Origin of the sequence: Streptomyces albofaciens JCM 4342, assembly GCF_008634025.1 — a bacterium.
GTDB lineage: Bacteria > Actinomycetota > Actinomycetes > Streptomycetales > Streptomycetaceae > Streptomyces > Streptomyces albofaciens.
Genome location: NZ_PDCM01000002.1, coordinates 1,176,101 through 1,198,516, shown reverse-complemented (window position 1 = coordinate 1,198,516; position 22,416 = coordinate 1,176,101). Strand labels below are relative to the sequence as shown.

17 protein-coding genes are annotated in these 22,416 nt (G+C 74.2%); 8 read left to right on the top strand and 9 right to left on the bottom strand.

The genetic code is table 11. From position 1 onward, the window contains the following. Positions 1-61 precede the first annotated feature (61 nt). From CP973_RS25580 to CP973_RS25550, 7 genes are all read left to right on the top strand, one after another. A complete protein-coding gene (locus CP973_RS25580) occupies positions 62-3,748 on the top strand; it encodes an nSTAND1 domain-containing NTPase (RefSeq protein WP_150245719.1) in 3,687 nt (1,228 codons plus the stop codon). 137 nt (positions 3,749-3,885) lie between these two features. Beyond that, positions 3,886-5,115, top strand: a complete 1,230-nt coding sequence (locus CP973_RS25575) for a cytochrome P450 (RefSeq protein WP_150245716.1) — start codon at positions 3,886-3,888, stop codon at positions 5,113-5,115. A gap of 49 nt (positions 5,116-5,164) precedes the next feature. Then, positions 5,165-5,359 (top strand): ferredoxin, encoded by a 195-nt coding sequence (locus CP973_RS25570; protein ID WP_150245713.1) that lies wholly within the window; start codon positions 5,165-5,167, stop codon positions 5,357-5,359. Continuing rightward, positions 5,356-6,633, top strand: a complete 1,278-nt coding sequence (locus CP973_RS25565) for an NAD(P)/FAD-dependent oxidoreductase (RefSeq protein ID WP_150245710.1) — start codon at positions 5,356-5,358, stop codon at positions 6,631-6,633. Before CP973_RS25570 ends, CP973_RS25565 begins: the two co-directional genes overlap by 4 nt. Before the next feature lie 89 nt (positions 6,634-6,722). Further along, positions 6,723-9,146 (top strand): excinuclease ABC subunit UvrA, encoded by a 2,424-nt coding sequence (uvrA, locus tag CP973_RS25560; RefSeq protein WP_150245707.1) that lies wholly within the window; start codon positions 6,723-6,725, stop codon positions 9,144-9,146. Between the two features lie 101 nt (positions 9,147-9,247). After that, positions 9,248-9,460, top strand: a complete 213-nt coding sequence (locus CP973_RS25555; protein WP_150245704.1) for an EF-hand domain-containing protein — start codon at positions 9,248-9,250, stop codon at positions 9,458-9,460. 618 nt (positions 9,461-10,078) lie between these two features. Further along, complete coding sequence (locus CP973_RS25550; protein WP_150245701.1) at positions 10,079-10,747, top strand: transglycosylase SLT domain-containing protein; 669 nt, start codon at positions 10,079-10,081, stop codon at positions 10,745-10,747. Between the two features lie 157 nt (positions 10,748-10,904). Here the strand turns inward: CP973_RS25550 and CP973_RS25545 are convergent, their stop codons facing one another. Continuing rightward, a complete protein-coding gene (locus CP973_RS25545) occupies positions 10,905-12,350 on the bottom strand; it encodes an amino acid permease (RefSeq protein ID WP_150245698.1) in 1,446 nt (481 codons plus the stop codon). Between the two features lie 169 nt (positions 12,351-12,519). Between CP973_RS25545 and CP973_RS25540 the strand changes: the two genes are divergently transcribed. Continuing rightward, entirely contained in the window at positions 12,520-12,741 is a 222-nt protein-coding gene (locus tag CP973_RS25540; RefSeq protein ID WP_150245695.1) for a dodecin, read from the top strand. 68 nt (positions 12,742-12,809) lie between these two features. Here the strand turns inward: CP973_RS25540 and CP973_RS25535 are convergent, their stop codons facing one another. From CP973_RS25535 to CP973_RS25500, 8 genes are all read right to left on the bottom strand, one after another. Beyond that, on the bottom strand, positions 12,810-13,679 hold the full coding sequence (locus CP973_RS25535) for an ABC transporter permease (protein ID WP_150245692.1): 870 nt from the start codon (positions 13,677-13,679) through the stop codon (positions 12,810-12,812). Continuing rightward, positions 13,676-14,455, bottom strand: a complete 780-nt coding sequence (locus CP973_RS25530; protein WP_150245689.1) for an ABC transporter ATP-binding protein — start codon at positions 14,453-14,455, stop codon at positions 13,676-13,678. The genes CP973_RS25535 and CP973_RS25530 overlap by 4 nt, the downstream gene beginning before the upstream one ends. Further along, positions 14,452-15,210, bottom strand: coding sequence for a PIG-L deacetylase family protein (locus CP973_RS25525; RefSeq protein WP_150245686.1), 759 nt, complete (start codon positions 15,208-15,210; stop codon positions 14,452-14,454). The genes CP973_RS25530 and CP973_RS25525 overlap by 4 nt, the downstream gene beginning before the upstream one ends. Before the next feature lie 9 nt (positions 15,211-15,219). Beyond that, complete coding sequence (locus CP973_RS25520) at positions 15,220-15,942, bottom strand: DUF1796 family putative cysteine peptidase (protein ID WP_244410007.1); 723 nt, start codon at positions 15,940-15,942, stop codon at positions 15,220-15,222. Further along, on the bottom strand, positions 15,939-17,450 hold the full coding sequence (locus CP973_RS25515; protein ID WP_150245684.1) for a glycoside hydrolase family 3 protein: 1,512 nt from the start codon (positions 17,448-17,450) through the stop codon (positions 15,939-15,941). Before CP973_RS25515 ends, CP973_RS25520 begins: the two co-directional genes overlap by 4 nt. Before the next feature lie 75 nt (positions 17,451-17,525). Then, positions 17,526-18,725: a hypothetical protein gene (locus tag CP973_RS25510; protein WP_150245681.1), complete on the bottom strand. Its 1,200-nt coding sequence runs from the start codon at positions 18,723-18,725 to the stop codon at positions 17,526-17,528. A gap of 283 nt (positions 18,726-19,008) precedes the next feature. Then, positions 19,009-19,470: a universal stress protein gene (locus tag CP973_RS25505; protein WP_150245678.1), complete on the bottom strand. Its 462-nt coding sequence runs from the start codon at positions 19,468-19,470 to the stop codon at positions 19,009-19,011. An 86-nt stretch (positions 19,471-19,556) separates the two neighbouring features. Continuing rightward, a complete protein-coding gene (locus CP973_RS25500; RefSeq protein WP_150245675.1) occupies positions 19,557-22,415 on the bottom strand; it encodes a peroxidase family protein in 2,859 nt (952 codons plus the stop codon). Position 22,416 lies beyond the last annotated feature (1 nt).

Genomic DNA, 22,416 nt, shown 5'->3' with positions numbered 1-22,416 from the left:
TCCGGGGGCTGCCTAACGTGACGGCTGCCGGGGGGTGCGGGCGTGCGGGCGGGAGGGCCGGATGGGGCGCAAGGAGAGGCCGCTGGACCCGGACGCGGGGCCCGTGGAGCGGTTCGCCGTCGACCTGCGGGAGCTGCGGCGCAAGGCCGGTCCGCTCACCTACCGGGACATGGCCGGACGCGTGCCCTACTCGGTGGCGACCCTGTCCCGGGCGGCCTCCGGCGAGCAGCTGCCCTCGCTCGCGGTGACCCGCGCGTACGTGGAGGCGTGCGGCGGCGACGTGGAGGAGTGGACGGCGCGCTGGCACCGCCTCGCCGAGGAGACCTTCGTCCGTGCGGCGCCGGGCGACACGGACCGCCCGTACCAGGGGCTGGCCCGCTACGAGCCCGGCGACCGGGAGAAGTTCTTCGGGCGCGAGCGGCTCACCGAGGAGCTGCTGCGCCTGACGGGCGGGCACCGGCTGGTGGCCGTCCTGGGCCCGTCCGGCAGCGGCAAGTCCTCCCTGCTGCGCGCCGGGCTCATCCCGCGTCTCCAGAGCCCTCCCGCCGACGGCCCGTGCCCGGCCGCCATCCGGACGTTCACCCCCGGGGCCCGGCCGTTCGGCACGCACCGGCAGCTGTTCGCCGCGGCCGCCGGGCCGGGCGACACCTGGCTGGTCATCGACCAGTTCGAGGAGGTGTTCACCCTCTGCCGCGACCCGGCTGAGCGCGCCCGGTTCCTCGACCTGCTGCTCGACGCCCAGGACCCCGCGCGCCGGCTGTGCGTGGTCCTGGGCCTGCGGGCCGACTTCTACGGCCACTGCCTCCAGCACCGCACCCTGGCCGAGGCACTGCGCCACACCACCGTGCCGGTCACCCCCATGAGCCCCGCCGAACTGCGCGAGGCCATCGTCAAACCCGCCGCGGCGCACGGCCTGATCGTCGAGCGCGCGCTGACCGACCGGCTCATCGAGGAGACCGCCGACCAGCCCGGCGGCCTGCCGCTGCTGTCGCACGCGCTGCTGGAGACCTGGCGCCACCGCCGCGGCCGGACGCTGGCCCTGGAGGTGTACGAGGCCGTCGGCGGCGTGCAGGGCGCCATCGCCCGGACCGCCGAGACCCTGTACACCCAGCTCTCCCCGGAGCAGGCCCGGCTCGCCCGCTGGGCGCTGCTGCGGCTGGTCACGCCCGGCGAGGGCGCGCACGACACCCGGCGGCCCGCGGACCGCGCCGAACTGGACGCGGCGACCTCGCCGGGCATCACCGTCGTCCTCGAACGCCTGGCCAGGGCCCGCCTGATCACCCTGGACGAGGACACCGTCGACCTGGCGCACGAGGCGCTGATCACCGCCTGGCCGCGCCTGCGGTCCTGGGTGGACGCCGACCGCGACCGGCTGCGGCTGCACCGCCGGCTGACGGAGGCGGCCCGTACCTGGGAGCGGCTGGGCCGGGACGCGGGCGCGCTGTACCGGGGTACGCAGCTGACCGCGGCGCAAGAGGCCTTCGCCGACCCGGCCGACCTGACCGCCTCGGAGCGGGACTTCCTCGCCGCCGGTGCCGCCGCCCGGCGCCGGGAGGCCCGGCGGCGCAAGGGCGTCGTCGGCGCGGTGGCCGTCCTGGTGACGCTGACGCTGGTGGCCGGCGTGCTGGCCTGGCAGCAGAGCCGGGCCGGGCGGGCGCGGCAGGAGCAGGCCGCGGCGCGCCGGGTGGCCGCGGTCGCGGAGAGCCTGCGCGCCTCCGAGCCGGCCAAGGCGCGGCAGCTGTCCGTCGCCGCGTGGCGGATCGCCGAGACCGCCGAGACCCGTTCGGCGCTCACCGGCGCCTGGACCCAGCCCCTCGCGGACAGCCTCGACGTGGCCGACCGCGACGCCCTGGCGTTCCTGAGCGCGGACGGGCGCACCGTGGTCACCGCGGCGCCCGGCCACCTCACCGTCTGGGACGTGCGCACCCGGCGGAAGGTCAGGACGACCCCGGGGCCCGGTACGCGGGCCATGACGGCGGTCGCGATGAGCCCGGACGCCCGGCTGGTGGTCTTCCAGCTCACCGGCCGCCGTCTGGCGCTGTGGGACGTCGCCGCGCGGCGCTGGACCGGCCGGACCCTGGACGCCTCGGACCAGTGGGGCGTCCAGTTCAGCCCCGGCGGTGCCCGGCTGCTGATCCAGACCGCGCGCACGATCCAGGTGTGGGACACCCGGGACCAGCATCTCCTCGTCGAGCGCCCGGCGTTCCCGCGGCGCGGCCGTGAATGGGAGAACGTGGCGGCCATCAGCCCCGACGACCGGCTGCTGGCCGTGTGCTCGCCGGGCGGCACGGTCGAGCTGTGGGACGTACCGCACAAGAAGCCGCTGCCCGCGCCGTGGTCCCGGGCGCGTGCCGGGGAGTCGTGCACCCCGCTGAACGGCCGCTTCAGCCCCGACAGCCGGACCTTCGCGCTGGTCACCCGGGACGGGCTCCGCAGATGGGAACTGGCGACGGGGCGGGAGCTGCCGAGGGTCGCGCAGTCCCCCTTGGGCACCGTCACGTTCAGCAGGGACGGGAGGTTCCTGATCGGCAGGAGTCCCGGTGAGGTGCTGGTGTGGCGCACCAGCCAGGTGGACCATCCGGTCTTCCGGGGCGCCATGTCCGCCGACGGGCCGGCCGACATCGTCCTCGACGGCGGCACCCTGCGCTACCTGGCCGCGAATCAGGTGCGCAGCCTCGACCTCACGGCGGCCGCCACCTCGCGGTGGGCTCCGGCGGCAGCGCAGAGCGCGGCGTTCAGCCCGGACGCCCGTCACCTGGGCCTGGTGTGGACCCGGGGCCCGACGGCGCGGTTCGAGACGCGCGACACCCGGTCCGGCGCGGTCGTGGACAGCCCCACCGACATGCGGCTGCCGCCCCAGACCCCCCGGCGCAAGGGCCAGTTGCGGATCGAGCCGGACGAGGTGCTGTCCTTCAGCGCCGACGGCACGCGGGTGGCCTACGGCGTGACCGGCGACTACGCCGGGAACTGGGACCTGTCCCCCGGCCTGGTCGCGGTGCGGGACGTGCCCGGACACCGCACCCTCGCCGCCTTCGCCGGCGGGCAGGACAACAGCCCCACCGAGGGCGCCGTCCTCAGCCCGGACGGCTCCCGGCTGATCACGTCCTCGGTCCGTTCGGTACAGGTGTGGGACATCGGCAGCCGGCGGCGCGAGAAGTCCCTGTCCGTCTCCGGCGGCTCCCCCATGACCCTGCGTCCCGACGGACGGCTGCTCGTCACCAGGGGGGAGATCGTCAAGCTGCCCGCGGGGACACCGATGCCGCGCCGGCTCACCCGGCAGGACACGGCGTACGCGTTCAGCCCGACCGGGAACTCCTTCGCGGTGGGGGAGGAGACGGGCAACGTCACCGTGTGGGACGGCGACATCCGGCGGCGGTTCGGCCAGTTGCCCGCTTTCACCGGCGGCCGTCAGCAGCAGTGGCACGAGGCCGTCTCGGCGCTGGCCTTCTCCCCGGACGGGAGGACGCTCGCCGTGGCCGGGGCCTACGGCAGCCTCCAGTTGTGGGACGTGCCCTCCCAGCAGCCGCTCGGCTCCGCCCTGCCGACGCCGGGCGACAAGATCCTGGCCCTCACCTTCAACCGGGACGGCACGGCGCTGTACGCCGCGGGCCAGCACGTCACGCTGACGACCCACCGCATCGCGCCGGACGCGCTCGTCGCCGACGTGTGCCACCGTGCCGGCGGCTCGCTGTCCCGCGCGGACTGGGAGACGTACATCCCCGAGGTGCCGTACCGGAAGGTGTGCTGAGCCGGGCCTCCCGGCGCTCGCGCGCCCCGCCCACCCCCGGCCGTCGCACCCGTGCGTTACGCATGTAAGTTTACGGGCGTTAGGTGAACGTCCGACACCGGGCGCACGCCCCTGCCCGCGTGCTCCCAAGGAGCGACATGACCCCCTCTCCCGCTTCCCCCGCCCCCGCCGCCGCACCGGCGCTCCCCGTGCAGCCGCCGCAGGGCTGCCCGTTCGACCCGCCGGCCGAGTTCGCGCGGCTGCGCACCGAGGCGCCGCTGTCCAAGATCTCGCTGCCGGACGGCACCGAAGCCTGGCTGGCCACCCGCTACGCCGACATCCGCGCCATCCTCGGCGACACCCGGTTCAGCTCCGACACCACCCGCCCCGGCTACCCGCTCAGCGGCATGACCGGCGGCGCCACCACCGAGCACCGCGGCTTCATCCGCATGGACCCGCCCGAGCACACCCGGCTGCGCCGCATGGTCACCCGGGAGTTCATGGTCAAGCGCGTCGAGGCCATGCGCCCGGAGATCCAGCGCCTGACCGACGAGCTGTGCGACGCCATGGAGAAGCGCGCGGGCCAGGACGTGGACCTCGTCGAGGCGCTGGCCCTGCCGGTGCCCTCGCTCGTCATCAGCCTGCTGCTCGGCGTCCCGTACGACGACCACGAGCTGTTCCAGCGGCTCACCGGCACCCTGCTGTCCCGCACGGTCACCCACGAGGAGCGCGAGGGCGCGCGGGAGGAACTCCGCTCCTACCTGCACCGGTTGGTGAGCGCCAAGGAGGCCGCGCCCGGCGACGACATCCTCGGCCGCCTGATCACCGAGCAGCAGGTCCCGGGCGAGATCACCCACGACGACGTGGTGGCCTTCGCCGCCCTGCTGCTCATCGCGGGCCACGAGACCACCGCCAACATGATCGGCCTGAGCGCGCTCACCCTGATGCGCGACCGGGAGACCGCGGACCGGCTGCGCGCCGAACCCGCCCTGATCCGCGGCGCCGTCGAGGAACTGCTGCGCTTCCACAGCATCATCCGCAACGGGCCGCGCCGCGCCGCCACCGAGGACATCGAGATCGGCGGGCAGCTCATCCGGGCCGGGGAGGGCGTCGTGGTGGCCGTGCCGTCCGCCAACCGCGACCCGGAGGTCTTCGCGGACCCCGACGCGCTCGACGTGTGCCGCCCCAACGCCCAGCACCACGTCGCCTTCGGCTACGGCATCCACCAGTGCCTCGGCCAGGCCCTGGCCCGCGTCGAGCTCCAGGTCGTCATCGGCACCCTGCTGCGCCGCTTCCCGGAGATGCGGCCCGCGGTCCCGGTGGACGAGATCCCGTTCCGCAGCGACATGGCGATCTACGGCTGCCACACCCTGCCCGTCACCTGGTGACACCCCGCCGACCGTTCCCCTTCCCCTTCCTCCTCAGGAGTCTCCTGCCATGAACATCACCCTCGACGCCGACAAGTGCTGCGCCGCCGGACAGTGCGTCCTGGTCGCCCCCGAGGTCTTCGACCAGCGCGACGAGGACGGCATCGTCGTCCTCCTGGACGCCGCGCCGCCCGCCGACCAGCACGACGCCGTCCGCGAAGCCGCCGCGATCTGCCCGGCCGCGGTCATCAAGGTGGACGAGTGAGCCCCCGCCGCATCGCCGTCGTGGGCGCCTCGGCGGCGGGTCTCGCCGCCGCCGAGGCCCTGCGCCGCTTCGGCTGGACCGGCACCCTGACCCTCGTCGGCGACGAACCCCACCCGCCGTACGACCGCCCGCCGCTGTCCAAGCAGCTCCTCCAGGGCGCCTGGCAGCCCGACAAGCTGCACCTGCGCGCCGCCGACCAGCTCGACGCGCTCGGTCTCGACCTGCGGCTGGGCACCCGGGCGACCGGCCTGGACACCGCGACCCGCACCCTCACCCTGGACAGCGGTGAGCGGCTGGCCTGCGACGGCGTGATCGTCGCGACCGGTGTCGCGGCCCGCACCCTCCCGGAGGCGGCCGGGCTCGACGGTGTGCACACGCTGCGCACCCTGGAGGACGCGCTCGCCCTCAAGGAACGGCTGTCCGGCACCGGACACCGCCTGGTCGTCATCGGCAACGGCGTACTGGGCTGCGAGGCCGCGGCGGTGGCCCGCGAGCTGGGCCACGAGGTCGCGCTCGTCGGGCGCGAGGCGCTGCCGATGGCCCGTACGGTCGGTACGCAGATCGGCGAGCTGCTGGCGGCCGAGCACCACGAGCGCGGCGTCCGGCTGCACACCGCGGCCGTCGACGGCTTCGAGGCGGACGGGGACGGGCCCGCGCGGCGGGTGACCGCCGTACGGACGGCCGACGGCACCCGGCTGCCCGCCGACACCGTGCTCGTCGCCATCGGCTCGGAACCGGCCGTCGGCTGGCTGCACGGCGACCCGGCCCTGGACACCACCGACGGGCTGCGCTGCGACGCGTACTGCGCCGCCGCGCCCGGCGTCTACGCCGCCGGCGACGTGGCCCGCTGGCAGCACCCGGTGCACGGCCGCGACCTGCGCGTCGAGCACCGGATGAACGCCACCGAGCAGGGCATGGCCGCCGCCCGCAACCTCCTCGCCGAACTGGCGGAGTCCCTGGAGGGGGACGAGGCACTGGCCCCCGCCGCGGGCCGCGAGCGCCGCCCCTTCACGCCCGTGCCGTACTTCTGGTCCGACCAGTACGGGCTGAAGATCCAGGCGTACGGCGTGCTCGGCGGCGCGGACCGGTCCGAGGCCACGGTCGTGGACCCGGATTCCAGGAAGGCCGTCGCCCTCTACGGGCGCGACGGCCGGGCCACCGGGGTGCTGGCGATCGGCCTGCCGCCCCGCCAGGTCAGGGGCCTGCGGGCACTGATCGCCACGCCCGTCCCCTGGGAAGAGGCTCGCGAGGGACTGCGCAACGCCCTCGCGTGACGGCTGCCGCGGGCCCGTCCCCGATCCCGACCCCGACCGTGGGGACGGGCCCGCGCGCCGCCATCGCACGGTGACCGATCATGGAAGGCATGACCGACTCGTACGTCCGGGTGCGCGGCGCCCGTGAGCACAACCTCCGCAACGTCGACGTGGACATCCCGCGGGACACCGTCACGGTGTTCACCGGCGTGTCCGGCAGCGGCAAGTCCTCGCTCGCCTTCGGCACCGTCTACGCCGAGGCCCAGCGCCGCTACTTCGAGTCGGTGGCCCCCTACGCGCGCCGCCTGATCCACCAGGTCGGCGCCCCGAAGGTCGAGGACATCACCGGGCTGCCGCCCGCCGTCGCCCTGGAACAGCGGCGCTCCGCCCCCACGTCCCGGTCCTCCGTCGGCACCGTCACCACCCTCTCGAACACCCTGCGCATGCTCTTCTCGCGCGCCGGAACGTATCCGCAGGACGCGCCGGAGCGGCTGGACTCCGACGCCTTCTCCCCGAACACCGCCGCGGGCGCCTGCCCGGAGTGCCACGGGCTCGGCCGCGTCCACCGGGTCACCGAGGAGTCGCTCGTACCGGACCCCTCGCTGTCCATCCGGGACGGTGCGATCGCCGCCTGGCCCGGCGCCTGGCAGGGCAAGAACCTGCGGGACGTGCTGGCCGCGCTCGGTCACGACATCGACAAACCGTGGCGGGACCTCCCGGCCGCCGACCGGGACTGGATCCTGTTCACCGACGAGCAGCCCGTCGTCACCGTGCACCCCGTACGGGAAGCCGGCCGCATCCACCGGCCGTACCAGGGCCAGTACCAGAGCGCCAAGCGCTACGTCCTGCACACCTTCGCCGACTCCAAGAGCGAGACCCTGCGCAAACGCGTCCAGCGGTACCTGGTCTCCGCGGCCTGCCCCGCCTGCGGAGGGCGGCGGCTGCGGCCGGAGGCGCTGGCCGTCACGTTCGCCGGACACGACATCGCGGAGCTGTCCGGGCTGCCGCTGAGCGGCCTGGCCCAGCTGCTGCGGCCCACCGCGGAGACGGCGGGGGACGGGGTGGCGCCCGCCCTGGCCCGGGACCTGGTCGCCCGTATCGACGTGCTCACCGAGCTGGGCCTGGGCTACCTGAGCATGGACCGCGCGGCCCCCACCCTCTCCGCCGGGGAACTCCAGCGGCTGCGGCTGGCCACCCAGCTCCGCTCGGGCCTCTTCGGTGTCGTCTACGTCCTGGACGAGCCCTCGGCGGGCCTCCACCCGGCGGACACCGAGGCGCTGCTCACCGTGCTGGGGCGCCTCAAGGAAGCGGGCAACACGCTGTTCGTCGTTGAGCACGACATGGACGTCGTGCGGCAGGCGGACTGGATCGTGGACGTCGGTCCCCGGGCGGGCGAGCACGGCGGGCGGGTTCTGCACAGCGGGCCCGTCGCGGACCTCGCGCGGGTCGCCGAGTCCGCGACCCGGCGCTTCCTCTTCGACGGCACGCCGCCGGCCCCGCGCCCGCCCCGCGAGCCCAGCGGGGAGCTGTCCCTGCACGGCGTCACCCTGCACAACCTGCGCGCGGTGGACGCCGCCTTCCCGCTCGGCGTCTTCACGGCCGTCACCGGCGTCTCCGGATCCGGCAAGTCCACCCTGGTCACCCGGGTCCTCGCGGACGCCGTCGCGGACCACCTGGGCGCCGGGCCGGAGGAGGACGAGGAGAGCGCCGCACGGGCGCAGCTCGCCGGGGCCAAGGGCCTGGAGGCGGTCGACCGCCTCGTACGCGTCGACCAGAAGCCCATCGGCCGCACCCCGCGCTCCAACCTCGCCACCTACACCGGCCTCTTCGACGCCGTACGCAAGGTCTTCGCCGCCACCGACGAGGCCCGCGCCCGCGGTTACACGGCGGGCCGCTTCTCCTTCAACGTCGCGAGCGGGCGCTGCGAGACCTGCCAGGGCGAGGGCTTCGTCGCCGTCGAGCTGCTCTTCCTGCCCGGTACGTACGCGCCCTGCACCGCCTGCCACGGCGCCCGCTACAACCCGGAGACCCTGGAGATCACCTACCGCGGCCGCACCGTCGCCGACGTGCTCGGCATGACGGTCGACACCGCGGCGGACTTCCTCGCCGACGTACCGGCCGCGGCCCGCAGCCTGCGCACCCTCCAGGACGTGGGCCTGGGCTACCTGCGGCTGGGCCAGCCCGCCACCGAGCTGTCCGGCGGCGAGGCCCAGCGCATCAAGCTCGCCACCGAGCTCCAGCGCGCCCACCGCGGCCACACCCTCTACCTGCTGGACGAGCCCACCACCGGCCTCCACCCGGCCGACACCGAGGTGCTGCTGCGGCAGCTGCACGGGCTGGTGGACGCGGGCAACACGGTGGTGGTCGTCGAGCACGACATGGGCGTGGTCGCGGGCGCCGACCACGTCATCGACCTGGGACCCGGCGGCGGCACGGCGGGCGGGCGCATCGTGGCCGCCGGCCCCCCGGCCCGGGTGGCGGCCTCGCCCGGCAGCCGTACGGCGGCCTACCTGGCGCGGCGCCTCGCGGGCTGACCTGCGACGACGGGGTGGGCCGGGGTGTGGTCGGCGGTCCGGTGACCGTCGGTTAATGTACCCAGGTCAATGCAGCGACACCGACATCAAGGGGGCACCCCGTGGCAGACATCGAGGCGGCGAAGGCCGCGTTCAGCCGGTTCGACGCGGACGGCGACGGGCTGATCACCGCGGACGAGTACAAGCGGGCCATGGCGGAGATGGGCGACCCCTACGTCACCGGCCCGGTCGCCGAGGCCGTCATCGCGGCCAAGGACGCCAACGCCGACGGCAAGCTCTCCTTCGAGGAGTTCTGGAAGTCCCTCCAGGGCTGACGACCCCCGGGACGCCCCCGCGCCCGCACGGGCCGCACACGCGGCCGGCCACCAGGCCGGCCGCGTTTTCGTTTGCGCCGCCTATTGCGTTCATAGATTTCCCCGATCAATGCCTTTTCCATGGGTGACCGGCGCCACTCATGGCCCTTTCCAAGTGACCGGCGCCACCTTTTCGGGCAGCCCCCGGGTTATTGGGTGACGCGGGCCACAAGGGTTTCCGTGAACTGGCTGGAAAAGGCTTCCAGGGGCCATTTCAAGCGGTTTTCGGCGACTGCCGCGCAGGGCCCGGAAAGTGACGCGCAGCACGGGACTTCAGTCCCGTACGGCCCCGCTTAGTAAAAGAGCACCGCACGGCCGTGGCCCGGCATCATGGACTGAGACGGTGCCGGACGGGCCTTTCTACGTACCCGGGCCGTAGTGAGGCCCCGTCGCAACGCTATTGCTTTCCAATTTCGGCGTCGCTAATCATTGCTGAGGCGCCGGGTTGGAGCTCGCGTAAATCCCTCGGGGATACGCGGTCAGGCCACTCGGTTCATGTGCCGCCAGTGGCTTCCTGCTCGTACCTCCTGCCAATGGCTGCCGCCCACCCATTTCAGTGATTGGAAGAGGAATCCCCGCATGCCCACTCCCACCCTGCTCCGCTCCGTCCGCGTGACCAAGACCCACAAGCTCTCCGTCGCCGTGCTGGCCGCCGCCGGCGCGACCGCGGCCCTGGCGGTCCCCGCCGCGACCGGTGACGCGCACGCCGCCGCCGCGCCGGCCGCCGTCAAGAAGGTCTCCGCGAACGGTCAGCCCGCGGGTGCGAAGGCCCAGCCCGCCGAGTCCAAGGCCGGCGACGCCGAGGAGACCGCGACCCTCGCCGACTCGGTCAAGGTCACGGCCGTGGCCGCCCAGGGCCACACGGCCCGGGAGGCCGCCAGCCGGGCCGCCGACCGCAAGCCGGTCGAGCCGGCCAAGCCGAAGTACGCGAACAACCTGGACGGCTGGATCAAGGAATCCCTGGCCATCATGAAGGAGAAGGGCATCCCCGGCAGCTACGAGGGCCTGCACCGCAACATCATGCGCGAGTCCAGCGGCAACCCGAAGAGCGTGAACGACTGGGACATCAACGCCAAGAACGGCATCCCGTCCAAGGGCCTGCTCCAGGTGATCCAGCCGACCTTCGAGCGCTACCACGTCGAGGGCACCGCCAACGACCTGTTCGACCCGGTCGCCAACATCACGGCCGCCGCCAACTACGCCGCCCACCGCTACGGCTCCATGGACAACGTCAACTCGGCGTACTGAGCCCGGTGAGCAGGCTCGCGCGACCCCCGTGCCGCACCGCCCGGGACCACCCGCCCGGGCCGGGCCGGCCACGGCCGCGACCGCACACGAGAGCGCCCCAGGACCACGGTCCCGGGGCGCTCCGTCGTGTGCGGGGAAGCCGTGCGCGGGCCGGCGGTCAGAGCCGCCCTTCGCGGTCCTCCAGGTCGTCGATCTCCCGCTCCGCCTTCGCCAGCTCGGAGCGCCGGCGGGAGTACGCGAAGTAGACGACCAGGCCGATCAGGAACCACACCGCGAAGCGCGCCCAGGTCTGCCACTCCAGGAACGTGATCAGCCAGAGCGAGAAGACCACGCCGATCGCGGGCACCACCGGCATGCCGGGCGTGCGGAACGTGCGCGGCAGGTCGGGCCGCTTGTAGCGCAGCACGATCACCGAGACGCACACCACCACGAACGCCAGCAGGATGCCGATGTTGGTCAGCTCGGCGGCCTCGCCGATCGGCAGGAACCCCGCGATGGCGGCCGAGGCCACGCCCACGATCCAGGTCACCCGGGTGGGCACGTGCCGCCGCGGGTGGGTCTTGGCGAACCACTTCGGCAGCAGCCCGTCCCGGCTCATCGAGAACCACACCCGGGTCACGCCCAGCATGAACGTGAACATCACCGTGAGAATGCCGATGATCGCGCCGATCGCGATCACATCGGCCAGACTGCTCAGCCCCACCGACTTGAACGCCGTGGAGAAGCCGCTCTCCGGGTCGATGTCCTTGTAGTTCTGCATGCCGGTCAGCACCAGGCACGCCAGCACGTACAGCACCATCGAGATCAGCAGCGAGTACAGGATCGCCTTCGGCATGTGCCGCTGGGCGTCCTTCGACTCCTCCGCGGCCGTGCTCATGGCGTCGTAGCCGAACACGGCGAAGAACACCGTGGCCGCGCCCGTGAAGGCACCGCTGACGCCGAAGGGGAAGAACGGCGTGTAGTTCCCCGTCCTGATGTGGAAGAGGCCCACCCCGATCACCAGCAGCACGACCAGGACCTTCAGGCCCACGACGATCGTCTCGAAGCGCGCCGCGTTCTTGATGCCCAGGGTCAGCAGATACGCGATGAGCAGGCACAGCACCGCGGCGAACAGGTCCACCCGGTGCCCCTCGCCGGTCCCCGGCGCCCCCAGCATCCAGGCGGGCAGCTCCACCCCCATCTCCCCGAGCAGGAAACTGAAATAGCCGGAGATGCCGATCGCGACCACCGCCACGATCGCCGTGTACTCCAGCAGCAGGTCCCAGCCGATGAACCAGCCCGCCAGCTCGCCGAGCACCGCGTAACCGTACGTGTACGCCGAGCCCGCCTTCGGGATGAGCCCGGCGAACTCCGCGTACGAGAAGGCCGCCGCGGCGCTGGCCACGCCCGCCACCAGGAACGACAGCAGGACGGCCGGGCCCGCCTTGCCGTTGGCGACGGTCCCGGCGAGCGTGAAGATGCCCGCGCCGATGATGCCGCCGACGCCGATGGCCGTGAGCTGCCACAGCCCGAGCACCCGGTTGAGCTGTTCGCCCGAGCCGCCTTCCGTCTCCTGGATGAGTTCGATCGGTTTACGCCGCCACACTCCCTGCCCCGCGCGCATACCGCACCACTTCCTCTCCGTCGTCGGCCGACGGCCGATCATCATGGCCCTTCGGGGGCGGCAGGGGAAGGAGATCCACCGGTGCGGCGGAGTGGAACCGGGAAATCCGGGCACCCAGGGCGTGAGCACGGACAGGCGGCTCGTACACCGGAAGGCTGAAGGAGCGGTCATGACGAATCACACGTACCGGGTGACGGAGATCGTGGGCACGTCCCCGGAGGGCGTGGACGCCGCGATCCGCAACGGCGTCCAGCGGGCGGCCCAGACGCTCAGGGGCCTTGACTGGTTTGAGGTGAAAGAGGTGCGCGGCCACATCGTCGACGGGGCGATCGAGCACTTCCAGGTCGGGCTGAAGGTCGGTTTCCGGCTGGAGGACGCCGGGCAGGACTGACCCGGGCCCGCGGCACCCGCCCGGACCTGGGGCCGGGCGGGCGCCGTGCCGACACCGGTCCGTACGGTTCACGAGTACCGCGTGACCAGCCCCCGGCGGCGGAAGGACGCCAGCATCCGGCCCAGGAAGAACAGGGCCAGGACCAGCAGCGCCGCCGTGCCCAGCGTGGCCACGGCCAGTTCGTGCCACGGCGTGGGCCCGTCCCCGGCCAGCGCGCGCCCAGCGGCGAAGACATGGGTGGTCGGCAGGGCCTCGGCGACCGGGCGCAGCGGCGCCGGGAGAGTCGAGACCGGGTAGAACACCCCGGACAGGGGCATCACCACCGACAGCCCGCCCCAGACCAGGGCCTCGGCGCCGCTTCCGTACCGCAGCACCAGCCCCACCACCGCGAGGGCCACCGCCCAGCCGCAGAGCAGCAGCAGCGCCGCGACGGGAATCAGCCCCAGGCCCAGCGTCGTCACGTCGAAGGCGTACGCGGCGAAGGCCAGCGAGGCCACGGCGAGGGTGCTCAGCGCCGTACGGACCAGGGCGAACAGCCCCACCCCTGCCAGGTACTCCCAGCCGCGCAGCGGAGTGCTGAGCAGCCCGATCACATTGCGTGACCAGGTCTCCTCCAGAAAGCCGGTGGCCAGGGAGATCTGCGTCTGGTGGACCAGGTGCCACAGCACGGTCCCGCTGAGCAGGAACACCGCGAGCGTGGGACCGGTGCCCAGCTCCGCGGCGCCCCCGCCCGTCTCCGTACCGCCACCCGCCGCCTTCGCGGCGAACAGGCCGATCGAGCCGTACAGCAGCGTGTCGACGACCGGCCACACCAGCACGTCGAAGATCCGGTGCGGGCTGCGGCGCAGCACCAGCCAGTGGCGGCGGGCGACGGCGCGGACCCGGTGCGCGCCGGCCGCGGCGGGACCCCGCAGTTCAGGTGCGTCCGTGGCACTCATGCGGCACCGGCCTCCGCCCGGTTCCGCCCGGCGCGCTCGCGGTCCCGTTCCTCCGCCAGGTGCAGGAAGACCCCCTCCAGGTCCTGCTGCGCGAACTGCCGCGCCACCTCCTCCGGTGTGCCGTCCGCGGTCACCCGCCCGGCCGCCAGGAAGACCACCCGTTCACACAGCCGCTCCACCTCGACCATGTCGTGGCTGGTGACCAGCAGCGCGGTGCCGTGCCGGGCGCACAGGTCCAGCAGGCCGGTGCGCACCCGCAGGGCGATGTCCGGGTCCAGGGCCGCGGTGGGTTCGTCCAGGATCAGCAGCCGGGGCGTGTGCAGGGACGCCTTGGCGATGCCGACCAGGGTGCGCTGGCCGCTGGACAGCTCGGTGCCGATGGCGGTGGCCAGGTGGCCGATGCCGAAGTGCTCCAGGGCGTTCTCCACCGCCGTGCGCGGGGCGCGCAGCCCGTACAGGTCCGCGTACAGCCGCAGGTACTCGCGCACCCGCAGCCGGTCGGGAAGCGGCAGATAGCCGGCCGCGAAGCCGACGCCGCGCATGGCGGACGACCGCCCGGCGGGCAGCCGGTGGCCCAGCACGTGCACGCTGCCGGCGTCCGCCTCGACCGCGCCCAGGCACATCAGCAGCGTGGTGGTCTTGCCCGCGCCGTTCGGGCCGAGCAGGCCGACCCGCTCGCCCTCGCGCACGACCAGCCGCACGCCGTCCACGACCCGGCCCCGGCGGTACTCCTTGACCAGGCCGTGCGCTTCCAGGACGGGCGGCGGCGCGGTCATGCGACCGCCCCGGCGGACTCCGGACGGCGCACCGGCGACCAGACGCGCTCGGCGCGCAGCGGTCCGCGCCGGGCCAGCAGGCTCCCGTGGTCGGCGGCCAGCGGCGCGAGCTGCGAGCCGTAGCAGAGCACCGCTTCCCGCTTGCGGGCCCACGCGTCGTCGTCCAGCACCAGGTCGTGCGCGACATCGAGCTCGTAGCGGGTCAGCAGGTCCTGGTAGGAGAGCCCGTACGTCCGGTCGCCGCTGAGGGCGCGGTCGGTGTCCGGGGTGCCCCACTCGGGCAGGTGGCCGGTGTACGGGAGGTCGGCGTACAGCAGCGGCAGCGGAGCGCCCAGCCGGTCCAGGGCGCGCAGGGCGCGGTCGCGCACCCGCCGGTGGTCGGCCTGGTTGGTGCCGATGGGCAGCAGGACGAGCGGGAACGGCGTCGGCAGGGCGCCCAAGTAGGCGTCCACGCCCGTCAGTTCGTCGCTCTCGCCGTACGGCCCGTCGGGGTGGTCCAGGACGGCCTGGTCCACGCCGAGCAGGTCCGCGGCCCGCGCGTCCTCGGCGAGCCGGGCGCGGTGCGCCTCGGCGGCGGTGGAGAAGCCGCAGGTGCTGTCCCACCACGAGACGGGGTGGTGGGCGGCGGGCGCGCCGCCGTAGACGGTCACCACCGTGACCGGGGCGGGGAGCCGGGGTATCAGTCCGGCCAGGGAGAGGACGGCGTCGTCGAAGTGCGGGGAGAGGATGACGGTGCGCGGCGGGGGAGGCGTCATGCGGGTTCCTTAGTGCGGGTTCTTTGGTGCGGTTCCTCGGTGCGGGGGCTGTGCGGTGGTGAGTACGGGGGTGAGGGCCGCGTCCCACGCGGCGTCGTCGCCCTGCCAGCGGCCGGGTGCGGCGGCGACGGTGCCCCAGGTGATGCCGGGGCCGAGCCGGCCGGCGTCCGGCGGCGCGGTGCGGCGCAGCCAGTGCAGGGCGAAGCGGTGGCCCGGGTGCTCGGCCGCGATCACGGCGCGGAGCCGGCGCAGATCGGCGGCGGTCAGCTCGTCCCAGGCGTCGTGGTGGACGTACAGCACCCGCGCGCCGGAGCCGGCCAGCTCCCGCCAGCGCCCGGCCAGTGCGGTGAACTTCGCCCGTACGCGCGGCAGTTGTTCATCGATGTCCCGCTGGGTGAGGGGCGTACCGGCGCCGGCCGCGGGATGGAACTCGTGGTAGAAGCGGATGTCGCTGCCGCGGTCCAGAGCGCACCGGCCGTCGTCGAACGGCTCGACCAGCCCGGGACGCAGCACGTTCCGGAAGCCGTCCGCGACGGCCTCCACCACCGACTCGAAGTCGAGGTCCAGCCAGTCGAAGAAGTGGGCGCGGGTGACGCCGGTGATACGGCGGATCTGGTAGGTGGACTCGCAGTGGTAGCCGAGGCCCACGCAGTGGTCGTACCCGCCGCCCGCTCCTCGTCCGTACCCGCCCGCGCGGTCCGCGCCCCCGGCCAGGGGGCGGGCGCCGGTCATGTCCGCAGCGGGCCGCGCCAGGCGCGGCCCGACAGGTACTCCGCCGCCGCGGTGGCGTTGGCCAGCCCGGCACCCCGGGTGAACAGCGTCGCCGGGGCGTCGTCGGGCAGCGGCCGGGCCGGGGCCAGCCCCATGTCCACGGTGATCAGGTCCGGGCGCCGGGACCGCAGCGCCCGCAGGACGGCGCGCTGCCAGGGGTCGCGCTCCGCGTCCCGGACCACCACCGCGAGCGCGCCGCCGCCGTCGTCCGGCGGCAGGCCGATCGCGGACGGCTCGGTGCCCGGCGCCACGTCGGTGGCCGAGGCGAGCGCCCCGAGGCCGCGGAGCGGGGCGTCCAGCCCCCACGGCGCCTCGCCCACCGCCATGTTGGCCACGGTCGCCAGCCGTACGGTGTGCAGGCGGCGCCCGTCGGCCGCCCGGGGGACGCCGTGGACGAGCAGGGCCCGGCGGGCCGCGACCAGGCCGACGGGCTCACCGCCGGACAGCGGCGGGCCGGTGGGCGCTCCGGCGCGCCGGGCCGGGTCGGCCCAGGCCCGCAGCGACGCCACCCGGCAGGCGGCCTCCGCCACCCGCTCCAGGGTCAGCGTGCCCCGGTCCAGCGCCTCCTGGACGGCGTCGTGCACCTCGGGCAGCAGCTTCTCGCCGTCGGTCGCGCCGAGCACCACGAGGTCGGCGCCCGCGGCCAGCGCGGCGACCGCGGCGCCTCCGTACCCCCAGCGCCGCACGATCGGCGCCATCTCCAGCGCGTCGGTCAGTACCACGCCCCGGTAGCCGAGCCGTTCGCGCAGCAGGCCGGTGACGATCCGCCGGCTCAGCGTCGCGGGCAGGCCGTCCAGGTGCGAGAGCCGGATGTGACCGGTCATCACCGCCTTGGCGCCGGCCGCGATCCCGGCGCGGAACGGCGGCAGGTCCACCGCCTCCAGGGACGCGGCGTCCCGGTCGATGTCGGGCAGTTCGGAGTGCGAGTCGGTACGGGTGTCGCCGTGGCCCGGGAAGTGCTTGACGGTGGCGGCCACGCCCAGCTCCTGGATGCCTTGGACGCACGCCGCGGTGTGCCGTGCCACCAGGTCCGGCCGGTCGCCGAAGGAGCGGACGCCGATGATCGGGTTGTCCGGGCGGGAGTTGACGTCCGCGCAGGGCGCCAGGCAGAGGTTGACGCCCTCGGCCCGCAGATCGCGGGCGATCGCCGCGCCCACCTGCCGGGTGAGCGCCACGTCGTCCACGGCGCCGAGGGCGTGGTTGCCCGGGTGGACGCTGCCCCGGCGGTAGTCGAGCCGGGTCACGTCACCGCCCTCCTCGTCCAGCGCGATCAGCAGGTCCGGGCGGGCCGCGCGGAGCGGAGCGGTGATCTCCTCGCGCAACGACCCGGCGCCCGGCGGGAAGTTGGTGCCGAACAGGCCGACGCCCGCCAGCCCCTCGTCCGCAGCGCGCAGGATCCACCCGGCGGGCGATCGGCCCGCGTAGGCGGGGAGCAGGCAGGCGTTGACCAGGGCTGTGTCGGCGCGCATGGGGGGCCTTCCGGTACGGGGGAACGGCGGCAGCCGTGCGGAACGGGACGGCGGTCGGATGCGACCCGGTGAGGATCAGCCGTCGGTGCGGCGCAGCACGAGCCCGACGCTGCCGCGCTTGCTCAGGTACGCCCGGCCGCCGCAGACCGGCTCCACCCGGGGCGTGACGAGGCGGGTCTCCTCGACCGTCCGCCACACCGCGGAGGCGGCGAGCCACGGCCGCAGCCGGGCCTCCAGCGCCTCCGGCTCCAGGGCGAGGAACAGCAGATCGGCGGGCAGGTCGTCGAGGAGCGCCGGGTCCTGGCCGTAGTAGAGCATCTCGATCAGCAGGTACGCGGCCCCGGCCGGGCCGTCCTTGGCCAGCTCTGCCAGGCCCTCGGAGCCGACGCGGACGGCCGCGGTGCCGTCCTGCGCGGCGGCGAGCCGGGCCCGGAAGTGCGGGTTGGGCTCGGTGGCGTACACGGAGAAGCCGTCCGCCGCGAGCCGGGACGTCAACGCGCCCTCGCAGGCGCCGACTTCCACCAGCGGCGGCCCGCCGGGCGCACAGTGCCGCCGTACCCACGCGGCGGTCGCGTCCAGCCGCCGGGCCTCGTACGGCGAGGTGGCGAACTCCCACGGGTCCACCACGGCGGCGGCCTCGTCGTCCAGGCTGGCCAGCAGCGCGAAGAGCCGTTCGCGCTCGTCGGGGCCGGCGGTGAAGAACCGCTCGGTGGCCGGGATGCGGGGCGTCCGCACCATGAACTGGGGCGATGTCGTGTCGAGCAGCGCGGCGGCCGCGCCGTTGACGAAGTCGAGTTTGGCGGCGATCTGCGCACGCCCGAGCGGGCGGTCGAGGTCGCTGACGAACTGGAGGTACGGGGAGTAGCCGACGGCGTGCCACACGGTCGGCACCGGCGTGCCGCCGGACTGCCCGGCGGCGTCCGCCAGGCCGGCGCAGGCGACGGCGGTGTCCCGGCCGACGCGGCCCCGGCTGCGCCGGTTGTCGGCGGGCGAGTGGGTCCACACGCGGGCCGGGCGGCCGCCGGCGGCCCGGCGCACGAGATGGGCGAGGGCGTCGGGGCCGGGCGAGACGGCGTCGTCCTCGGCGGGCCGTACGTACGGCGCGAGCAGCGCGAGGCGTTCGGCGGGCGGCAGGCCGACGGGCAGCGGGAGGATGTCGCCGCGGTCGGCGAGGACCACGGCGGCCGGACCGCCGCCGGGGTCGGGGTCGGTCAGGACGGAGAGGAAGTCGAGGACGGCGTCCTCGACCCGGAGTACGACCACGATTTCGATCATGGACCGGTCCCAGGTGCGGAGCTGGCGGGGGAGCGAAGCGGGAACCGTACGGCCAGGTGCGCCGTACGGAAGGGACCCTAACCGTCCCCACCCTTGTGGTCCAGACCAATGTGGTTGACGTTTGCATTTCGGCCGGTGCGGTGGCCGGTAATCGCCCTCGGGGCCCGGATGCTCCGCGGCCCCGGCCGCGGACCGTCCGTCACGGACCGTCCGTCACGGACCGGGCGTCATGGGCAGACCGTCATGGACCGGCCATCACGGACCGGCCGATACGCGTCGCCCGTCACGGGACGACCGTCACCGGCCACCGTCCCGCCTTGACCAGCCGTACCGCCACCGACCCCATGATCCGGTGCCCGGCGGACTCCGAGGCGCCCACCACCACGGCGTCCGCCGTCAGCTCGTCGGCCATCTGCACCATGCCCGAGTACGGGTCGCCGCGCAGCGTGTGGAACTCCCAGCGCAGGTCGTACGTCCCCTGCGCCCGCTCCGTCGCCGCGCGGATCTCCGCCATCAGCTCCTCGGCGACCTCGTTGGTGGTGTCCACGACCGGCGCCCCCATGGCGGCCCCGGCCGGCAGCACCGGCTGTACGTACACCAGGGCCAGCTTGGAGCCCTGCCGGCGGGCCAGCCCCGCCGCGTAGGCGGCGGCGCGCCACGACGAGTCCGACCCGTCGACGCCGACGACGATGACCTTGGGACCGTCCGTACCGCGCTCGAACTGCGCGGGCGTGTTCTCCTCCACACCAGGAGGTTATCGGGCACCGCCCTCCGCTTTCCCGCCGGGCCCGCGCACCCCGGCCACTCCGGCCGGGGTGCGCGCCGCCCGGATCAGGAGCCCGCGCCGCCACCGCGCTCCGGCAGCACCGGCCGCCAGGGCGCGAAGGCGCTCGCGTCGCGCGGCAGCATCGCCGCCAGCTCGGGGCAGTGCCGCAGGATGACGGAGTTCATCCCGCCGCGCGCGATCCAGTCCATGCCGAGCGGGGTGTAGAGCTCCGGCCGGAAGTCGACGGTCAGGAACCGGTCCGACTGGATGCGGCGGGTCGCCATCAGGATGAAGATCCGGAAGGCGGTGTCGCTGAAGCCGAAGCCCTCCGGCGGGTTCTCCGCGAACAGCCCCACCATCGTGTCGACCTCGTCCACGTCGCGGTAGACCTCCCGGAGTCGCGCCACCGTCTCCGGGTCGGAGCTGATGTCCTCGAAGCGGCGCACCCGCCCCTTGTGCAGCCCGGCGCGGAAGTCGTTGTAGCGCGGCACGCCGCGCCGCCGGGTCCGGACGAGGTCCACCACCGACAGGTCGATGATCTCCCCGTCCCGCTCGAAGTGCGTCAGCGCCTTCGGGTAGTTGTGCAGCGTGATCGCGCCCGGGTGGGCGATGCCGAGGGAGTACAGCGTGTCGGTCAGGCCGGTCTTGCGGGCCACCGCCTCCGCCGCCGTGCCCTGGATGTCGTCGAAGGCGACGGTCTCCAGGCGCTGCCCGAAGCGGTGCTCGCGCAGTTCGTAGTCGTCGGGGATCAGCGGGTGCATCCGGTAGACGGTGACGAAGTCCTCGGTCAGGGAGTACGGCACCTTGTGGTGGTCCGGCAGCGTCTGCGGGATGCCGCGCAGCGCGTGCGCCTCGACCAGCCACAGCCCCAGCTTGCTGAGCCAGTTGTCCGGCGGGCCCTGCCAGTTGGTCCGCAGCCCGATGTCGATGGCCTCGGTGGCCAGGATCGCCGGCGTCCACTCGACGGTGTGGATCTTCGCGATGAGTGCCGAGACGATCAGCCGGGCGGTGTGGTGGACGCGGTCCTGGCTCATCCTCGGGTACTCGGCGTGCAGCGCGTCGCACAGCGCGTTGTGCTCCCGGGCGAAGAGCGTGTGCATGACGCTCAGGCCCAGCCACCAGTTCTCGTTGAAGCCGGTGAGCGGGATGCCGTTGGCGCCGACCGGCAGGTGCCCGTCCTCCAGGCGCAGCTTCGGGCCGTCCGGCTCGCGCAGCGCCCGCGCGGTGGCCTCGTCGCCGCCGTACACCTCCGAGCCGTCCCACCACGGCGAGGCGGTGTTGGTGAACAGCAGCGGCGGCTCGCCGGGCCGCTCCACACCGATGTTGTCGGCGAACCGCATCACGTCCTCGGGCGGGCCGCCCGGCGTGTTGGTCCAGGCGCTGCCGGGCGGCATCGGGATCTCCACCGACCGCTCGCCCGTCTTGTACCGCCGGTGGTTGACCCAGTCGTGCACCTGGAACTGGATCCACGCCGCGGCCAGGATGTTCAGCGAGGACGCCGGCCGGAACGCCGTACGGTGCAACAGCTCGCGGGCGACGGTGACCGGGTTCGGCACGTCGTACAGGTCGGGCCGGTGCACCGGCGCGATGTTGCGGCCGAAGGCGGACCCGATCGCGCCCATCCCCGGCTCCGAAAGATCGGTGGAGGAGCCGTCGTACGTACGGGCCGTCCGCGCGCCCTCGTCCACCCTCTCCGGCACCGGCACGGCCCGCGGCGGCGCCTCGGGGACCTCCGTGTCGATGAGGTTGTACCGGCGCAGCGCCTGCCGCAGCGCCACCAGGTTCAGCAGGCTCAGGTCGAGCGGCAGCTTGTGCCACGGCACGTACTGGTTGACGGCCCGGAAGGCGGCCCGCACCGGCACGCCCAGGACGGTGTTGCGCAGCGGCTCCTCCGTACGGAACCGGGTGCCTAGCCGGTGCCCGGCGCTCGCCCGGTAGGCGGCCTTGCGCGCCCGGTTGAGGTTCCCCAGCGGGCGGAACCCGTCCGTCGTGTGCCACGGGTTGAACGCCGTCTCCTCCACCCGGCGGGCCGCGGCACGGGCCTCGGCGGTCGTCACGTCCTGCCGCGGAATGGCCAGCCGCCCCACCGGTACCACCGGCGCGTCCGCCTCCCGCCAGGGCGCCGCGCCGTCCTCGACGGGCGTGTGCTTCTCGTTCACGAACCGCTGCACACACAGCTCGAACTCGACATCGGCCAGCGCCAGCCGCCCCGCCAGCTCGTGCCGCAGCAGGTCGGGGTCGTGCCGGTCCGGGCGCGGCGCGGGGGCGCCGCCCGGCGCTGGCCGCAGCTGGTAGCGCACCGGCCCGGCCTCGCCCCACATGATCGCGCCACGGCTCCAGTACGTCTCCCGCGCCAGCGACCCGACCACGTGCCGGGTGGCCGCCTGCACGTTGCGGCGCATCCGCGCGGCCGTACCCCAGCCCACCGCCAGCGGCAGCTTCACCAGCAGCCCGAACGCCTTCTGCACCGGGTTGCGGGCCCCCGCCATCGCCTTGGCGAACGCCACGAACTCCCGCGCGTCGCGCGCGTGCGACACCGGGAAGTTGGTGGCGAGCAGATCGTGGGTCTCCTCCGCCGACACCTCGACCCGTACGGCGATGCCCCGGAGATCGGGCGCGATGTCCGGCTGCGCCGTGCCGCTCGCGTTCGACAGCCGGACCACCGCCGGGTACTGCGCGCCCGGCTGCACCCAGCCCGAGGCCAGCGACGCGGGCAGCGACTCGTCGAACCGCAGCCGGGCGTTCTCCACCCCCAGCGCCGCCTTCGCGTGGAAGGCCCGCTCGACCCTGCGCGCCCCACGCCCCCGGTTCTTGAGCTGCACCGCCATCAACTGCCGCGCCAGCTCGTCGAAGACCACCCGCTCGGCCTCCGGACTGCCGCCCTCGTACGTCTCGTACTGCGTGTGGCTCACGGTGTCGGCCATG